Origin of the sequence: Bradyrhizobium sp. DN3, from assembly GCF_041357655.1 — a bacterium.
Taxonomy (GTDB): domain Bacteria; phylum Pseudomonadota; class Alphaproteobacteria; order Rhizobiales; family Xanthobacteraceae; genus Bradyrhizobium.
This window is the reverse complement of sequence record NZ_JAULLN010000027.1, coordinates 1-16,709: the sequence shown is the minus strand read 5'-3', so window position 1 is coordinate 16,709 and position 16,709 is coordinate 1. Positions and strand designations below refer to the sequence as shown.

15 protein-coding genes are annotated in these 16,709 nt (G+C 64.7%); 3 read left to right on the top strand and 12 right to left on the bottom strand.

All coding sequences use genetic code 11. From position 1 onward, the window contains the following. Nucleotides 1-172 precede the first annotated feature (172 nt). The 9 genes from murA to rpsT form a co-directional block, all read right to left on the bottom strand. Entirely contained in the window at nt 173-1,468 is a 1,296-nt protein-coding gene (murA, locus tag AAE027_RS31330; RefSeq protein WP_370989843.1) for a UDP-N-acetylglucosamine 1-carboxyvinyltransferase, read from the bottom strand. A gap of 124 nt (nt 1,469-1,592) precedes the next feature. Next, a complete protein-coding gene (locus tag AAE027_RS31325; RefSeq protein ID WP_370989844.1) occupies nt 1,593-2,060 on the bottom strand; it encodes a hypothetical protein in 468 nt (155 codons plus the stop codon). A gap of 286 nt (nt 2,061-2,346) precedes the next feature. Further along, nucleotides 2,347-4,782, bottom strand: a complete 2,436-nt coding sequence (gene gyrB / locus AAE027_RS31320; protein ID WP_370989845.1) for a DNA topoisomerase (ATP-hydrolyzing) subunit B — start codon at nt 4,780-4,782, stop codon at nt 2,347-2,349. A gap of 255 nt (nt 4,783-5,037) precedes the next feature. Next, on the bottom strand, nt 5,038-5,778 hold the full coding sequence (locus AAE027_RS31315) for a hypothetical protein (protein WP_370989846.1): 741 nt from the start codon (nt 5,776-5,778) through the stop codon (nt 5,038-5,040). Between the two features lie 109 nt (nt 5,779-5,887). Then, nucleotides 5,888-7,024: a DNA replication/repair protein RecF gene (recF, locus tag AAE027_RS31310; protein ID WP_370989847.1), complete on the bottom strand. Its 1,137-nt coding sequence runs from the start codon at nt 7,022-7,024 to the stop codon at nt 5,888-5,890. 90 nt (nt 7,025-7,114) lie between these two features. Further along, entirely contained in the window at nt 7,115-7,480 is a 366-nt protein-coding gene (locus AAE027_RS31305) for an endonuclease domain-containing protein (protein ID WP_370989848.1), read from the bottom strand. A 127-nt stretch (nt 7,481-7,607) separates the two neighbouring features. Further along, nucleotides 7,608-8,726 (bottom strand): DNA polymerase III subunit beta, encoded by a 1,119-nt coding sequence (dnaN, locus tag AAE027_RS31300; RefSeq protein ID WP_091898217.1) that lies wholly within the window; start codon nt 8,724-8,726, stop codon nt 7,608-7,610. A 386-nt stretch (nt 8,727-9,112) separates the two neighbouring features. After that, nucleotides 9,113-10,522 carry a chromosomal replication initiator protein DnaA gene (gene dnaA / locus AAE027_RS31295; RefSeq protein WP_027572414.1) on the bottom strand — a complete coding sequence of 470 codons (1,410 nt, stop codon included), beginning with the start codon at nt 10,520-10,522 and terminating at the stop codon, nt 9,113-9,115. A gap of 1,243 nt (nt 10,523-11,765) precedes the next feature. Continuing rightward, on the bottom strand, nt 11,766-12,032 hold the full coding sequence (gene rpsT, locus AAE027_RS31290) for a 30S ribosomal protein S20 (protein WP_027549990.1): 267 nt from the start codon (nt 12,030-12,032) through the stop codon (nt 11,766-11,768). 361 nt (nt 12,033-12,393) lie between these two features. Between rpsT and AAE027_RS31285 the strand changes: the two genes are divergently transcribed. From AAE027_RS31285 to AAE027_RS31275, 3 genes are all read left to right on the top strand, one after another. Further along, nucleotides 12,394-12,711 carry a hypothetical protein gene (locus AAE027_RS31285; protein WP_370989849.1) on the top strand — a complete coding sequence of 106 codons (318 nt, stop codon included), beginning with the start codon at nt 12,394-12,396 and terminating at the stop codon, nt 12,709-12,711. A gap of 155 nt (nt 12,712-12,866) precedes the next feature. Next, complete coding sequence (gene msrA, locus AAE027_RS31280; RefSeq protein ID WP_370989850.1) at nt 12,867-13,523, top strand: peptide-methionine (S)-S-oxide reductase MsrA; 657 nt, start codon at nt 12,867-12,869, stop codon at nt 13,521-13,523. A gap of 263 nt (nt 13,524-13,786) precedes the next feature. Further along, nucleotides 13,787-14,533 carry a polysaccharide biosynthesis/export family protein gene (locus tag AAE027_RS31275; protein WP_370989851.1) on the top strand — a complete coding sequence of 249 codons (747 nt, stop codon included), beginning with the start codon at nt 13,787-13,789 and terminating at the stop codon, nt 14,531-14,533. A 169-nt stretch (nt 14,534-14,702) separates the two neighbouring features. Here AAE027_RS31275 and AAE027_RS31270 read toward each other — a convergent pair whose 3' ends face one another. The 3 genes from AAE027_RS31270 to AAE027_RS31260 form a co-directional block, all read right to left on the bottom strand. Continuing rightward, complete coding sequence (locus AAE027_RS31270; protein WP_370989852.1) at nt 14,703-15,377, bottom strand: dienelactone hydrolase family protein; 675 nt, start codon at nt 15,375-15,377, stop codon at nt 14,703-14,705. A gap of 107 nt (nt 15,378-15,484) precedes the next feature. Continuing rightward, entirely contained in the window at nt 15,485-15,820 is a 336-nt protein-coding gene (locus tag AAE027_RS31265) for a hypothetical protein (protein ID WP_370989853.1), read from the bottom strand. 24 nt (nt 15,821-15,844) lie between these two features. Continuing rightward, a complete protein-coding gene (locus AAE027_RS31260) occupies nt 15,845-16,609 on the bottom strand; it encodes an alpha/beta fold hydrolase (protein ID WP_370989854.1) in 765 nt (254 codons plus the stop codon). Nucleotides 16,610-16,709: the final 100 nt, after the last annotated feature.

The following is a 16,709-nucleotide window of genomic DNA, read 5'->3' as shown; positions in this document are numbered from 1 at the left end:
GAATCGTAGGGTGGGCAAAGGCGCGCTTGCGCCGTGCCCACCATCGATCCAACATCGCAACAGAAGCGGTGGGCACGCTTCGCTTTGTCCACCCTACGATACTGCGTTCGGGGCACGAGATGGTGCGAAGCTTTTCACCCTCTCCCGCAAGGGGAGAAGGAAGAAAGCAGCCCTAGCCCTTCCGTTCCGGCACGCGCTTGATCTTCGCACCCAGCGCGTTCAGCCGTTCCTCGATGCGCTCGTAGCCGCGCTCGATCTGGTCGGCGTTGTTGATGGTCGAGGTTCCCTCGGCGCAGACCGCGGCGAGCAGCATCGCCATGCCGGCGCGGATGTCGGGCGAGGTCATCGGCGCACCGCGCAGGCGGCTGGGGCCGGCGATGATGGCGCGATGCGGGTCGCACAGCACGATGCGCGCGCCCATCGCGATCAGCTTGTCGACGAAGAACATCCGCGATTCGAACATCTTCTCGAACATCAGGATCACGCCCTCGCATTGCGTGGCGGTGACGATCGCGATCGACATCAAATCGGCCGGGAAGGCCGGCCAGGGCTGGTCCTCCAGCTTCGGCACGTGGCCGCCGAAATCGTCCTGAATCTTCAGCGTCTGATTCGAGGGCACGATGAGGTCGTCGCCCTCGACGCGGCAGACGATGCCGAGCCGCTCGAATCCCATGCGGATCGAGCGCAGGTGCTCGACACCGGCACGCACAATGCGCAAGGGCGAACGCGTCACGGCGGCAAGGCCGATCAGCGAGCCGACCTCGATATGATCGGGCTGGATGGAGTAGGTCGCTTCCCCCAGTGTCGCCGGACCATCCACGATCATGGTGTTGGTGCCGATGCCCTCGATCTTCGCGCCGAGCGCGACCAGGAAATTGGCGAGGTCCTGCACATGCGGCTCGGACGCGGCATTGCGCAGATAAGTGACGCCATCGGCGGCGACAGCTGCGACCAGCGCGTTCTCGGTCGCGGTGACGCTCGGCTCGTCCAGGAACACGTCCGCACCGGCGAGCTTCGGCGCACGGAATTCGAGCCGGTCGGTCGCGGTGACCTTTGCGCCCAGCTGCTCCAGCGCCAGCACATGGGTGTCGAGACGTCGGCGGCCGATGACGTCGCCGCCGGGCGGCGGCAGCATCACTTCGCCGCAGCGGGCGAGCAGGGGACCCGCCAACAGAATCGAGGCGCGGATGCGCACGCACAGCTCGGGGTCGAGATCGGCGGCGCGGATGCTCTTGGCATGGATGCGCAGCGTATTGCGCGCGGTCCACTCCGCCGCGGCGCCGACCGAGCGGATCAGCTCGACCAGCGTCTCGGTGTCGCGGATCCGCGGCACGTTCTGAAGCGTCACCGGATGCTCGGTCAGCAGAGCCGCCGCGATGATCGGCAGCGCCGAGTTCTTGTTGCCGGACGGCTCGATCGAGCCCGAGAGCCGGTGACCGCCCTCGACGATGTATTGGATGGGCGCCACGGGGTTCTCGCTGTCCTGTTGGTGGGGCTGTTTCGGAGGCGGAAACTACAGAGAATTGAGCGCGGGAGCAATTGTGATGGCCGTGGCTCGAGCCCGTCCCTCGGGAGCTTGTGACAGGCGGCCCTTAGAACAACCCAATGATATTCCCGACCACGTAAAGGATGGCAATCAGGATCAGCGCGCCGATCATGACGTAGGAAATTTCGATCGCGATGGCGCCGGTGCCGAGCGTGGCGGCCACGGCGGCGAGGAGCCGCTCTTCCCGGAAGATGAGCGCGAGCACCGAGAGCAGGATAGCGAGCAGGCCGAGCGAGATCGCGGTGACCGATGCGGTTTCACTCCAGCTTCGCGCCGCGGATTTTTCGATCCTGGGAGCCTGATACTCTACGCCCTTCACCCGCGCCATCACGCGGTCCTTGATGCGATGTCCCGTGTCGACGATGACCTGCTCCGCTGGCGGCGGCGGAAACACGATCGGCACGACCCAACGCGGCAGCACGGCGGCCATCAGCGCCAGCACGCCGACGATGCTGCCGATGATGCCGAGCCGGCGGGATGGCGCGGTGGAACTGGTCATTGCGGAGCTGGTCATGGCGTGAGCGCTTCCCGGCCGGAATGGCCCGCGGGTTCATGCCACTTCGTCGCGATGGCGGGAGGTGAGGTTCAGGGGGGCCTCACCTCTCCCCGACGGGGAGAGGTCGGATTGCGCCTGGCGATGCGAAGCATCGTCCAGTGCAATCCGGGTGAGGGGCCGCGACACCCAGTGAAATCAGATCCCCTCACCCGGATCGCATCTAGCGATGCGCTCCGACCTCTCCCTACGGGAGAGGTGATCTTTGCTCGCGGTCAGCACCGGTCAAGCAAAAACGCGTCGCGCGCTAGATATCGATCGTCGCGCTCAACGAGTGTTCCTGAATGAAATCGCGGCGCGGCTCGACCACGTCGCCCATCAGCTTGGTGAAGATGTCGTCGGCCTCGTCGACCTCCTTGACCTTCACCTGCAAGAGCGAGCGCGCCTCGGTGTCGAGCGTGGTCTCCCAGAGCTGCTCCGGGTTCATTTCGCCGAGACCTTTGTAGCGCTGCAGCGCGATGCCCTTGCGCCCGGAATCGGTGACCGCCTCGAACAGATCGACCGGACCGTGCACCACGTGCTCGGTGTCCTTGCGCCGCAGCTTGCCGGAGCGGGCATAGACGTCCTGGAGCTTCGTCGTGTACTCGTCGAGCTTGCGGGCCTCGGCCGAGCCGAGCAGCGCATCGTCGATGACGGCCGCTTCCTTGACGCCGCGCACGGTGCGCTCGAACAGGAACCCCTGGCCCTCGACGAATTGCCCGACCCAGCCGCGCTCGACCTCCTCGGCCTGGTTGTCCAGCCGGCTCGCGATGTATTGCGCGGCGGCCGCCGCGTTCTCGGGATTGCCGTAGATCGACTTGTTCAGCACGCCGGTGATGGCGGCCTGCTCGACCACTTTGCGGTTATAGCGGCTGTGCAAATTGCGCAGGATGCTGCGGACCACGCGGGCGTCGTCGACCAGCGAGCGCAGATCGCGCCCGGTGCGGTCGCCGCCGGTGCCGGGAACGAACACGCAATCGTCGAGCCCGGCGTCGATCAGGTAATCCTCCAGCGCGCGCTCGTCCTTCAGGTATTGCTCGGACTTGCCTCTGGAGACCTTATAGAGCGGCGGCTGGGCGATGTAGAGATAGCCGCCGTCGATGATGTCGTGCATCTGCCGGTAAAAGAAGGTCAGCAGCAGCGTGCGGATGTGAGCGCCGTCGACGTCGGCGTCCGTCATCACGATGATCTTGTGGTAGCGCAGCTTCTCGATGGAGAATTCGTCGCCGATACCGGTGCCGAGGGCGGTGATCAGCGTGCCGATCTGCTCGCTCTTCAGCATCGTGTCGGAACGAACGCGTTCCACGTTGAGGATCTTGCCGCGCAGCGGCAGCACCGCCTGGAATTCGCGGTTGCGTCCCTGCTTGGCACTGCCGCCTGCCGAGTCGCCCTCGACGATGAAGAGCTCGGATTTGGCCGGATCCTTTTCCTGACAGTCGGCGAGCTTGCCCGGCAGCGATGAGACCGAGAGCGGGCTCTTGCGCGTCAGCTCGCGCGCCTTTCGTGCGGCTTCGCGGGCGGCGGCGGCCTGGATCACCTTGCCGACGATCATCTTGGCTTCGCTCGGGTGCTCCTCGAACCAGGCCTGGAGCGCCTCGTTGAGGACGTTCTCGACCACGGGACGCACCTCCGAGGACACCAGCTTGTCCTTGGTTTGCGACGAAAACTTCGGGTCCGGCACCTTCACCGACAGCACGGCGGTGAGGCCTTCGCGGCAGTCGTCGCCGGTCAGCGCGATCTTTTCCTTTTTCGCATTGGCCTCGGCATAACCGTTGACCTGGCGCGTCAGCGCGCCGCGGAAGCCGGCCAGATGGGTACCGCCGTCACGCTGTGGGATGTTGTTGGTGAAGCAGAGCACGTTCTCGTGGTAGCTGTCGTTCCACCACAAAGCAGCCTCGACGCCGATGCCGTTGGCTTCCGCGCGCACCATGATTGGCTTGGGCACCAGGGACTTCTTGTTGCGGTCGAGATATTTGACGAACTCCTCGACGCCGCCGGAATAGTGCATCTCCTCGCGCTTCTCGACCGCGTGGCGCGTGTCGGAGAGCGCGATGTTGACGCCGGAATTGAGGAAGGCGAGCTCGCGCAGACGGTGCTCGAGCGTGGCGAAATCATATTCGACGTTCTTGAACGTCTCGGTCGAGGCCAGGAACGTCACCTCGGTGCCGCGCTTGCCCGGCGCATCGCCAACGACCTTGAGCGGCGCCACGGCATCGCCATGGGCGAACTCGATGTAGTGCTCCTTGTTGTCGCGCCAGATCCGCAAGCCGAGCTTGCTGGACAGCGCGTTGACGACGGAGACGCCGACGCCGTGCAGGCCACCGGAGACCTTGTAGGAATTCTGGTCGAATTTTCCGCCGGCATGCAGCTGGGTCATGATGACCTCGGCCGCGGAGATGCCTTCGCCCTTGTGGATGTCGACGGGAATGCCGCGGCCGTCGTCGCGCACCGTGACGGAATTGTCAGCGTTGAGGATGACGTCGACGCGCGTGGCGTGACCCGCCAGCGCCTCGTCGATGGCGTTGTCGACGACCTCGTAGACCATGTGGTGCAGGCCCGAGCCGTCGTCGGTGTCGCCGATATACATGCCCGGGCGCTTGCGGACGGCATCGAGACCCTTGAGCACGCGGATCGATTCCGCGCCGTAGTCGCTCGCGTTGGAGGGCTCGTTTTCGGCACGCGGCTGCCGAGCAGGTTCTGTCATGAGAGGCCTTTGAGATGTCGCCCGAATCAGCGGCGCAAAAGGCGCTGATTTGCAGGCTATTTGTGCCATGAAAGAGGGTTTGCGCCTAGCGCAAAGTATCTCCTCGCAACCCTTTGGGAAGATAGGGTTTTTGGACCGATTTTCAAGGCTTTCGAAAGCCGATTCAGCGCGCTGCAAAAAGCCCGATTCGAAGGCCCGTTTGGGGCCTCGAAAACCCTTGAATTTGTGGGAACGGAAAGGTCAGTTTCGGAGCCCTCAATACAGCTGGAGCGGCGGCCACGCCTCACCGTCGCGCCCGACCGTGAGCTCCCAGGTATCGCCGGCGGCGACGGTGAGACTGTTCGTGATGGCCGGGCGGTCCGGCACGCCCAGTCTGTAGGAGTATTTGCCGGGCCCAAGATCCAGCGCGACGGCGTTCGCGCCGGCGGGGCGCGGGATGGTCCGCTCGTTGATCGTGAGCACGGCTTCCTGCTCGCCGATGTTGCTGAACACCAGCTTGGCCTGCCCGGGCGCGGGAAGGACGTTTGCGCGGGTCGCGACAACCGAATTCTTCTGCACGAGGTGGACCGAGGTGCCGCCGGCCTTGCGGTCGAGCTCCAGCGCTGCCGGCCCGATTGGGGAGGCGAAGTCGAGGCGCACGTGATCGGCGGTGACCACCGTGCCATCCTGTTCCTGCCAGCCGAGCTTTCCGAGCTCGGTGCGATAGAACACGAGGACGTCGCTGAGCCGTGCGGGCACGGTGGCTTCGAGCCTGGTCCGGAGCGGGGCTTCGATGCCCGGCATCACGGTGGTGTGGATCCCTCGATAGCTGTAGCGGGTCGGCGCGGGCAGCTTGGCATCCGGATCCAGCGTGAGCGCGGCTGAGAACAGCGGCGGCAGATTCGACACAAAGGCGCCGGCGCTTGCCGCGAGCAGGCAGCTTGCAAAGAGAGCAAGGCCGCACGCAAAAACTTGCCATCGTGCCGGAGCTCGCACCCCAGGCCTCACCGTCGTCATGCTCACGCTCCAAGGATATCGCGCGAGTTGGAAATCTTGCGCGACGGCCGCTTCTCGCGGCCTCAGGCAGCTAGTCGCTGACGGAACCGGGCGGGTTCAATGTGGCGGCCTACCTACGGGCGGAGACGCGTCCGCTCTCGACGTCAAAGACCTCGCCTCCCGCGCCGATCTCGGCGAAGGCGGCGGGGTCCGCACCGGTCAACCACACTTGTGCGCCGAGCTTCTTCAGCTCCTCGAACAGCGCCGCGCGGCGGTTCGGATCGAGATGGGCGACGACCTCGTCGAGCAGCAGCAGCGGTACGATGCCGGTCATTTCCGCCACCAGCGTCGCATGCGCCAGCACGAGGCCGATCAAGAGCGCCTTCTGCTCGCCGGTGGAGGCATCGCGCGCCGGCATGCTCTTGGGCGCGTAGATGACCTGGAGATCGGTGAGGTGCGGGCCGTCGGTGGTGCGGCCGGCGATGGCGTCGCGCGGACGGTTGTCGCGCAGGATCTGGCGGTAGCGGTCCTCGACCGACGTCGCGGTCTCCTGAAGCAGCGCGTTCTCCATCCAGCCGTCGAGCGCGATTTGTGCCGACGGAAAGGCCGAGGCTTGCGCGCGCGCATTGAGCATGCCGGTCAGCCGTGCCGCGGTCTGGCCGCGCGTTGCGGCCACCGCGACCGCAAGCTCGGCGGTCTCGCGCTCGATCGCGTCACACCAATGATCGTCGTAATTGCGTGCCTCGAGCAGGCGGTTGCGCGAGCGCAACGAGCGTTCCAGTGCGTTGATCCGGCTGGAATGGTCGCTGTCTATGGCGAGCACCAGGCGGTCGAAGAAGCGCCGCCGCTCCGAGGCCGCGCCCATGAACAGCCCGTCCATCGCCGGCGTCAGCCACACCATGCGGATGTGGTCGCCGAAGCTGGCGGCGGAATTGACCGGCTCGCGGTCGATACGGCAGCGCCGGCTGATGGCGGCGTCAGTGCGCGGCGCATCGATGCCGGTGCCGAGCGTCGCCAGCCCCAGCGCGCCCTCGACCTGCGCCGACACCGCCCAGGAGCCATCGCCCTGGTTGTCGGCGACGTCCTCCAGCGTCGCGCGCCGCAAGCCCCGCCCCGGCGACAGGAACGAGATCGCCTCGATGCAATTGGTCTTGCCCGCCCCATTCGGCCCGACCAGCGCCACCATGTCAGCCGCCGTCTCGAGCCCCGCCGCCCGATAATTGCGAAACTGCGTCAGCGTCAGGCGATGAATGCGAGAGGGGGTCATATCAGCTCGTCATTGCCGGGCTTTGCTTTCCCTCCCCCCTTGTGGGGGAGGGTGGCGCCTCACGCAGTGAGGCGACGGGTGAGGGGTATCTTACCGCCCGGCAAGCTTTGCAAGAATATCCTCTAATACGGACACGGATTGCTGCAAAACGTCGTTGTTCCAATAGCGCGCGACCGAGAAACCTTCTGCGAAAAGTGCGGCTTCGCGAGCTGCATCACGCTGCGATCCCGCATGCTGACTTCCGTCAATCTCGATCACGAGGCGCTTGTCGAAACAGACGAAATCGAGAACGTAGTTCTTGAATGGAACTTGCCGGCGAAACTTGTAGCTGGAGAGCCGACGATCCCTGAGCAAGCGCCACATGGCCGCTTCTGCGTCCGTCGGTTCGTGCCGCATATTCTTCGCAAATTGGCGGAGACGTTTGGGGACTGGCCGATGGGACGGATCCTGCGGCACTAACCCCTCACCCGACCGACTGTGTCTCCTCCAGCGGAGCTGCCCTCTCCCACAAGGGGAGAGGGCACAGCAATGCGCATCGCGTTCGGCTCTAAAGGCAGTCTGCGTTGGCGAGGGAGCACCTCGCTCACACCCGCATCGGCATCAGCACGTATAGTGCGCTCTTGTCGTCGCGGTCTTGCACCAGGGTGGGGGAGCCGGGGTCGGCGAGCCTGAGTGTTGCGACGTCGCCTTCGATCTGGGCGGCGATGTCGAGCAGGTAGCGGGAGTTGAAGCCGATATCGAGGGCGTCGGAGGCGTATTCGACCTCCAGCTCTTCGGTCGCGCTGCCGGAATCCGGATTGGTCACCGACAGCACCAGCTTGCCCGCCGACAGCGACAGTTTCACCGCCCGCCCGCGCTCGCTCGAAATCGTCGAAACACGGTCGACCGCGTTCTCAAAATCCTTCTTGTCGACGACGAGCTCCTTGTCGTTGCCTTGCGGGATGACGCGGCCGTAGTCGGGGAAGGTGCCGTCGATCAGCTTCGAGGTCAGCACCACATTGCCGATGGTGAAGCGGATCTTGGCCTGCGACAGCTCGATCGTCATCTCGGCCTCGGTGTCCTCGATCAGGCGCTGCACCTCGCCGACGGTCTTGCGCGGCACGATCACGCCGGGCATGCCCTCGGCGCCCTTGGGTTGGACCAGGTCGAGCTGGGCGAGGCGGTGGCCGTCGGTGGCGACGCCGCGCAGGGTCGCCGCCTTGGCGGTGCCGGCGGCGTGCAGATAGATGCCGTTGAGGTAATAGCGCGTCTCTTCGGTCGAGATCGCGAACTGGGTGCGGTCGATCAGCCGCTTGACGTCCTTGGCGGCGAGCGAGAACGAGTGCGACATGTCGCCGGCGGCCAGATCCGGGAAATCATTCTCCGGCAGGGTCTGCAGCGTGAAGCGCGAGCGGCCGGCGCGGATCGCCAGCACCGCGCGGTCGCCGTCGGCCTCCAGCACGATCTGCGAGCCGTCGGGCAGCTTGCGGACGATGTCGTAGAACATGTGCGCCGGCACGGTGGTGGAGCCCGCGGTCGCGGTTTCCGCGGGCAGCGTCTCCGTCACCTCGAGGTCGAGGTCGGTCGCCTTCAGCGACAATTTCGCATTCTCGGCGCGGACCAGCACGTTGCCGAGGATCGGAATCGTGTTGCGGCGCTCGACCACGCGATGGACATGGCCCAGCGACTTCAGCAGTTGCGCGCGTTCGACCGTAACCTTCATTGCACTACTCGCCCGATCCCCAAGGAAAACACAGCGTTGAGAAGGCCGGGCAGCGGGACGCGCGCCACGGCACCGAAGACCCCGAAAAGCCGGATCATTCCTGCCGATATGACCAAAGCTGTCAGGGTCGCGCAAGGTGGCGCGGATGGCCCCCGGATTCAAGGGATCGGAGGCAGTTCCCCACGATTTACCGCCCAAACGAAGGCCGCCGCCCAGGCATAGGTATGCTCCCTCGCCCCGCTTGCGGGGAGAGGGTTGGGGTGAGGGGAGTCTCCGCAGGGGAGGTGAGAGTTGGACACGCCGAGAGTCCCCCTCACCCGGAATCCGCGCTGCGCGCGCATTCCGACCTCTCCCCGCATGCGGGGAGAGGTGAAAGAAATAGGCGTTTATTCCTGAAGCTGGCGCTTCAGCGACTCCACTTCCTCGGACAGCGCCGTGTCCTTGGAGACCAGGGCCTCGATCTTGCGCACGGCGTGCAGCACGGTGGTGTGGTCGCGTCCGCCGAAGCGGCGGCCGATCTCGGGCAGCGAGCGCAGGGTCAGCGTCTTGGCGAGATACATCGCCACCTGGCGCGGGCGGACCACGTTGGCGGTCCGGCGTGAGGACAGCAGATCGGAGCGGCTGACGTTGTACTGCCGCGCCACCACGCGCTGGATGTCCTCGATCTTGATCCGCTTGGGCTCCTGCGGCCGGACCAGGTCGCGCACCTCGTGCTCGGCCATTTCCAGCGTCACCGGCCGGTTGTTGAGTTTCGAGTGCGCGAGCAGACGGTTGATCGCGCCTTCGAGGTCGCGGCCGTTATGGGTAATGGTGCGCGCCAGATAATGCAGCACCTCCTCGGGCACCTCGAACGTCGCATGGTGGGCGCGGGCCGCGGCAACGCGCGACTTGAGGATGCCGTGCCGCAGCTCCTCGCCGAGCGAGCCCATCTCGACCACGAGGCCGCCGGCGAGCCGCGAGCGGACGCGATCGTCCAGGCTCTCGAGATCGGACGGCGGACGGTCGGCCGCGATCACGACCTGACGGCCGGCGTCGATCAGCGCGTTCAGCGTGTGACAGAACTCGGCCTGGGTCGACTTGCCCTGCAGGAATTGGAGATCGTCGATGACGAGCACGTCGATGCCGCGCAGCGCTTCCTTGAAGGCCAGCGCCGTCTGCGTCTTCAGCGCGGCGACGAAGCCGTACATGAATTTTTCCGCGGTGAGATACAGCACCTTGCGCTCGTTGCCGGAATTGCCGGCCCAGGTCACCGCCTGCAAGAGATGCGTCTTGCCGAGGCCGACGCCGGCATGGATGTAGAGGGGGTTGAACATCACGGGGTCGCCGCGGCGTCCTTCGGCGACCTGGCGCGCGGCGGCGTGCGCCAGCGTGTTGGAGCGGCCGACGACGAAGCTCGCGAAGGTCAGGCGCGGATCGAGCGGCGAGCCGCCGAGCGCGTCGTGATTGGCCGAGACCGGCGCGGTCGCGGTCGAGCGCAGCTCCGGGGTCGGCGCGCGGCGCGCCTCGACCGGGGCGGGCGCTTCCTTCGGCTGCGCGACCGGGCGCACCGCCGAGCGGACCGTGAGATCGATACGATGCACTTCCGGCATCTCGGCCTGCCAGCACGACAGCACGCGCTCGGCATAATGGGCCTGAATCCAGCTCTTCAGGAAGCGCGTCGGCACCGAGAGTCGCACGCTCTCGTCCTGCACGCCTTCCAGATCCATGCGCGCAAACCAGCTCGTGTAAACGTCTTCGCCAACGCTCGAGCGCAGCCGACCCTTCACGCGTGACCAGCGATCCTGTTCCATTGTCATCGTCAGAAAACTTCTCTTGAGAGATAAGGTTGCGTTGTGAGCGCCATGCAGGGTTCCTGCCGAAATCCCTGGGATGGCGCGACCTCAAGCGAGTCCATCATCAGACATGGCTCGACCGTTCGGCGGAAACGCCGCGGGTCAGATCAGCGATGTCGGAGATGGAGGGGTCGCGAGGTCAGCGCGTACTCTGCGCGCCCTCACACGTCGGAGGCTGGTCGCTTGACGGATCGGAGACGGCATCGTCGAAAGAACGAAACTGTGTCAATACCGCGTTGAATCCGTAGGACATGATACCTCCCCGTCCCGCCGTGATTGCTCACGACAAGGTCCTGCGTGTGAAAAGACAGCCGCCCCTGAAAGCCCCAGTCGCGGATGCCCTGCCCGTCTGTACTCGCCGTTCGTTCGGCTTCGCCTCGCGCCTATCGGGGTAGCTTTACGACGTCTCTCATTTGCGCCTGGCGCGAGCGGGGCATTTGAGATCCCGCTTGGAGACATTCAGACAAAGAGCTACCATTCCCACATTGCTATGGGTTTCGAACCGACAATCGCTTGTTGAAGCGTCGCCTACGTGCACACCGCCGCCGATTTGCACGCTCGCCCCGTTTCCAAAACCGCGCTGGTCTCAAGATCGTGGGCGCCGCGAACGACTTAAGGAATACACTAAGCGGAAAGACTCGCAACGAAATTGATTCACACTTGAGGCGCCAAAAAACTTGATCTGCGTTAACGCCGCGCGCGAGTTGTTCACAGGCTCCGAAGCAAGTTTTTGGATTCGTGCGCAGAATCGAAAACGCCGCGCCTCGTGTGACAATTCTCCGCCTACGCCAAAAAACTTTTAAAAATTCGTCACGCACCCGACGCGCGAGCGAATTTTCCAAATGCTTCTCGCTGCTATGTTGATAAGTGATTATTGAGTCATCGCTTTTCGAGACTCGTTTTGCAGGGTAACTCCACGCCGAGACGCGTTCCTGTGAATCTACGGTGTGCAGAGCTTTCGTCGCCCGCGGATTCAATTCGAGCCCGCAGCACAAGGGTTTTTGCAACGCGGTGAAGGTTTCCGCTGTTGCAAAATTTCGGCAGTAAAACTACGGAACGAAGAATAGCGCAGACGTTGCAGATCTTCCAATCCGAGGATCGATCGTGCCGTGGCTGCTTGCCTGAATATGACAGCCAACAAAAAAGCCCGGCGCGATGCCGGGCTGTTTGACGCGCCGATCGGATCGACCGATCGGATGCCGGAAGACTACTTCGCGAGCTTGGCAATCTGCGCGGTGAGGCGCGAGACTTTGCGGCTGGCGTTGTTCTTGTGAATGATGTTGCGCTGGGCGGCGCGCATCAAGGCCGGCTCGGCATTCGCCAGCGCCTTGACGGCAGCGGCGCGATCGCCGGTCTTGATGGCTTCCTCGACGGTGCGCACGGCGCCGCGCATCTGGGTGCGGCGCGACTTGTTGACGGCGGTGCGGCGGGCGATCTTGCGCGTCGCTTTCTTGGCGGAAGTGGTATTGGCCATGGTCTCAATGTCCTTTGCGGTACCGGTCGCGTCTTGGTCGGGTAGCGCCGGCTGCTTGACCGCTGAATCGACGCTCGGATTTAGGGTGTTCGGTTGCTGGGCTGTCCCGGGAACATGAGGCCTCAAAGAGCCTGCACCTGCTCAAAGAACAGCGGCGGCAGGATTGCGCCCACCGCCAGTTGGCGCCCTTATAGAGAGGGTCTTTCGCACCGTCAACGCTTTCGGGAGCTGGAAAACCGGCCTCGAACGGGCTGGAGGCGGGCCGTAACGCCCTGAAGAGGTTGAATTTCTGCCGTCGCCCGGCTATTGGCTGGCAACATTCTGGAGGGTCGTCCGATCGGACGACCATGGCAGGTGAGGCATGATCCGCGGCTTTTTCCGACTGATTGGGCTGTTGCTGCTCGCTGGCGGGTTCATCTTCATGGTCTATGACGGCGCCCGCTGGGTGGCCGACGAGACCCTCAAATTCACCCGGTTCGGCCAGTTCTGGAACGACATCAATCAGGCCAGCCAGACCGCGTTCCGGACCTGGGTCGAGGCCAAGGCGCCCTGGCTCTGGACTTCGGTGATCCGCCTGGTGCTGGATCAGCCGGTCTTCGCCGTCCTCGGCATTCTCGGCATTTTGCTGATGATCCTGTTCCGCCCGCGCAAACCGCTGATCGGCTATTCCCGGGATTGAGCCTTCAATTCCCGGGATTGAGCGCGCGCGGGCCGCGTAACAAAGCTGCCTCCCTTTGCGTAGATGCCTATATTCCCACCTGATCGCGAGCACGCCTGAGCGCTCGACCTCTTGAGCTCGCCCACGCGACGGACAGCTCGTTTCGGAGACCCATCATGCTGTTCATGCGCAAGACCACCGCATTGCCGAGCGCAACTGAGGCGCTGCCCGGCCGTGCGCAAGCCATCCCGACCGCGACCACCCATTTCGTCAACGGCGTGAAGCTGCAGCCGCCTTATCCCGCCGGTCTCGAGCAGGCGGTGTTCGGTCTCGGCTGCTTCTGGGGCGCCGAGCGCAAGTTCTGGGAGCTCGGCGATGGCGTCTACGCGACCGCGGTCGGTTATGCCGGCGGTCACACGCCGAACCCGACCTATGAAGAGGTCTGTTCGGGCCGCACCGCTCATACCGAAGTGGTGCTGGTCGTGTTCGATCCGAACAAGATCTCCTACGAGAGGCTCTTGAAGACGTTCTGGGAGAGCCACAACCCGACGCAGGGCATGCGCCAGGGCAACGACGTCGGCACGCAGTACCGCAGCGCGATCTACACCTTCAGCGACGCGCAGAAGAAGGCCGCCAAGGAATCGAAAGCGCTCTATCAGAAGGCGCTCGCCGCAAAAGGGATCGGTGCCATCACCACCGAGATCGCGCCCGCCGGCGAATTCTACTTCGCCGAAGACTACCATCAGCAATATCTGGCGAAGAATCCCGCCGGCTATTGCGGCCTCGGTGGCACCGGTGTGTCCTGCCCGATCGGGGTTGGTGTGAGCGCGTAAGCGTTCACTGGTGCGACAGGCTCGCTGCACCTCTCCCGCTTGCGGGAGAGGTCGCATTGCATCGCAGATGCAATGCGGGTGAGGGCTCTTTCCTCGTTGGGAATCCCTCTGTCGAGACACCCTCACCCCGACCCTCTCCCGCAAGCGGGAGAGGGAGCGCACCAGGGGCCTTGTCGCACTCATGCGTCCAACAACCCCCGCAACGCTTTATTAACCATAACCGGTGCAAGACTGGAGCCGTCTCGTTTCGAGGGATAGGTCCGGTGCCGGTTGCACGCGCGTTTCGATGGTCGATCTTGGCAGCGTCCGTGGCCGCGTCCGCCGCGCTTGCCCTTGGCGGCTGCATGCAGACCGCCGGCCCCGTCGCGGTGATGCCGCCGCGCGCCGATCTCGACTCCATGGCCTATGGTCAGCCCTACAGCGCGCCGCAGCCGGTCGTCGTCGCCGATGGCGGCGGCGCCATCGGCGCGCTGCGCAATTCCTTTGCCTCTTCGCCCGCGCCCATGCCGGTCGGCTACGCCGCGCCGATGGCGGCGCCGGCGCGCTATGACTCGTCCTATCATCTCGACGCCGGCGACAGGCTTCGCGTCGTGGTCTACGGCCAAGAAGGTCTCACCAACAGCTATGCGATCGACGCCGGCGGCTCCATCACCATGCCGCTGATCGGTGCGGTGCCCGCGCGCGGCCGCACCACGGCGGGCCTCGCCGGCGAAATCGCCGCACGCCTGCGCAACGGCTATATCCGCGAGCCCTCGGTCGCCGTCGAGATCGAGGCCTATCGCCCGTTCTTCATTCTCGGCGAGGTTCTCGCGCCCGGCCAATATCCTTACGTGCCGAACATGACGGTCGAAAGCGCGGTCGCCATCGCCGGCGGCTTCTCGCCGCGCGCCAAGCGCGACGTCGTCACCGTCACGCACACCGAAAATGGCGGCGCGATGCGCGCCGTCGTCCCGCTCGGCACGCCGCTTGCGCCGGGCGACACCGTGTTCGTCGGCGAGCGCTGGTTCTAGGCTTCAGCCCAACTTTCTGCCCAGTCATTCCGGGGCGCGACGAAGTCGCGAACTATGATGCGCAATTGCGCATCAGAGAATCCATTCCTCCACCAACTCCGCGGCCCGATGGATTCCGGGCCTGCACCGCTTCGCGGCGCATCCCGGAATGACGGCGGCAAGTGGCGCGCTACTTCGTCAAATGCTTCGCGAAAAATGCCATGCTGCGCGGCCAGGCGATGTCGGCGCTGGCCTTGTCATAGCTCGCCCGCTCGTCACAATGGAAGCCGTGCTGCGCGCCCGGATAGACGAAGACCTCCACATCGGGCCGCTTCGCTTTGATGGTCTCGACGTCGGTCAGGGGAATGCCGGCATCCTTCTCGCCAAAATGCAGTTGCGTCGGCACCTTCGGCGTCTCATCGGCAAAGCGCACGACGGCGCCGCCGTAATAGCCGATCGCGGCCTTCAGGCCCGACAGCCGCGTCGCCGCAACGAAGGCGACGCTGCCGCCAAGGCAAAAGCCGATGATGCCGACCGGGCCGACGCTTCTGGCCGCATCGATCGCCGCCTGGGTATCGCGCAGCATCGCGGCCCAGTCCGGATTGGCGACGAATTTGCGCGCCTCCGCGATCTCATCGGGCGAATAGCCGGACTGGAAATTCGGCGACGTCCGGTCGAAGATTGACGGCGCGATCGCGACATAGCCTTCCCCCGCGAGACGGTCGCAGACCGAGCGGATGTGGTGATTGACCCCAAAGATCTCCTGGATCACCACCACCGCGCCCTTCGGCGTGCCCAAGGGATCGGCGCGATAGGCGCCCAGCTGGAAATTGTCCGAAGCCGTCAGCTTGATGTCTTGTCCCACGCGGGTTGTCCTTGTTGGTTGTCGCGAATTCACTCTCGCCCCTCATCCTTCGAGACGCTTGCTTTGCAAGCTCCTCAGGATGAGGGGCGGAAGTTGCGCAGCCGCTGTCACTCCCACATCCAGTTCTCGCCGTAATCCTCCTTCCATCCTGCCAGCCGTCCCTGGCGGAATTGCAGGAACAGGCGGTGGCGGTAAGGGATCAAGCCGCTGCCGCCGATGTTGCGCAAAGCGAGGTAGATCTCGTTGCCGGGGCGCCCCCGCACATATTGCAGCGGCTGCCCCAGGGCGCGCGCGGTCTGCTCGGCATCCATGCCGAAGGCGAGCGGCGTGTTGTTCGACAAGGTCGCGACGAAGGGCCGGCGCGGCGGCATGGTGCCGAACGGCTCGGCCTGCGCAGGCATCGATAGCAACATCATGCCAGCAGCCAGCATCATCAGCTTCATCGCCTACGTCCTTGCTTGATCGGCCTATCCCGGCAAGTTCTTCAGGAAAGGCTCGACCGCGTCAACAAAAGCCTTGGGCTGATCGATGTTGACGGCGTGTCCGGCGCCGGGGATCACGACCTTTTGTGCGCCGGGGATCTTTGCCGCCATGTAGTCGGACGCCGCCAGGAACGGCGTGTCGTCGGCGCCGACCACGATCAGCGACGGCACCTTGATCTCGGGTAATAGCTCGATCACGCGCGCGTCGCGCTGGGTCAGCATGCCGCGCGCGGCGAGCGCCAGCCCCCTGGCGTTGCGATGGCTGGCGCTGGCGCGTTCGCGCGTCGCCGATTTCAAGACGTCGAGGCCTTCGCGATCCAGCCGGTCGGCGGTGGCAAGCGCCCGCACGTTCCAGGCTTCGCGGGCGTCGTCCTTCTTGAAACCGGGGCCGGTGTCGATGATGAGCAGCGCGCGGGCGCGCTCTGGATGCGCGCGATAGAAGGCGAGCGACATGTAGCCGCCGAGCGAGAGACCACCGATGATGGCGCGCTCAGTGCCGACCGCATCGAGGATCGCCGCCATGTCGCCGACCGTCAGCGCTTCACTGTAGGCGGTGGGATTGTCAGGATAGTCGGACTGGCCGTGGCCGCGCATGTCCCACAAGATCAGCTTGTGGTCTTTCGCGAGCGCATCGATCTGCCCGTGCCACATCGCCGACGTCGAGGAATAACCGTGAGTGAGCAGCAATGGCGGCCCCTCGCCATGGACTTCGTAATAGATCCCGACGCCGTCCCGATTGATCTTCGGCATTGTTTTCCGCCCTTTCGTTTTTGTTCTAGCCACGACTTCAGTGCTTCACCCTCCCCTGGAGGGGGAGGGTCGGCTCACATTGAGCGCAGCGAAATGTGAG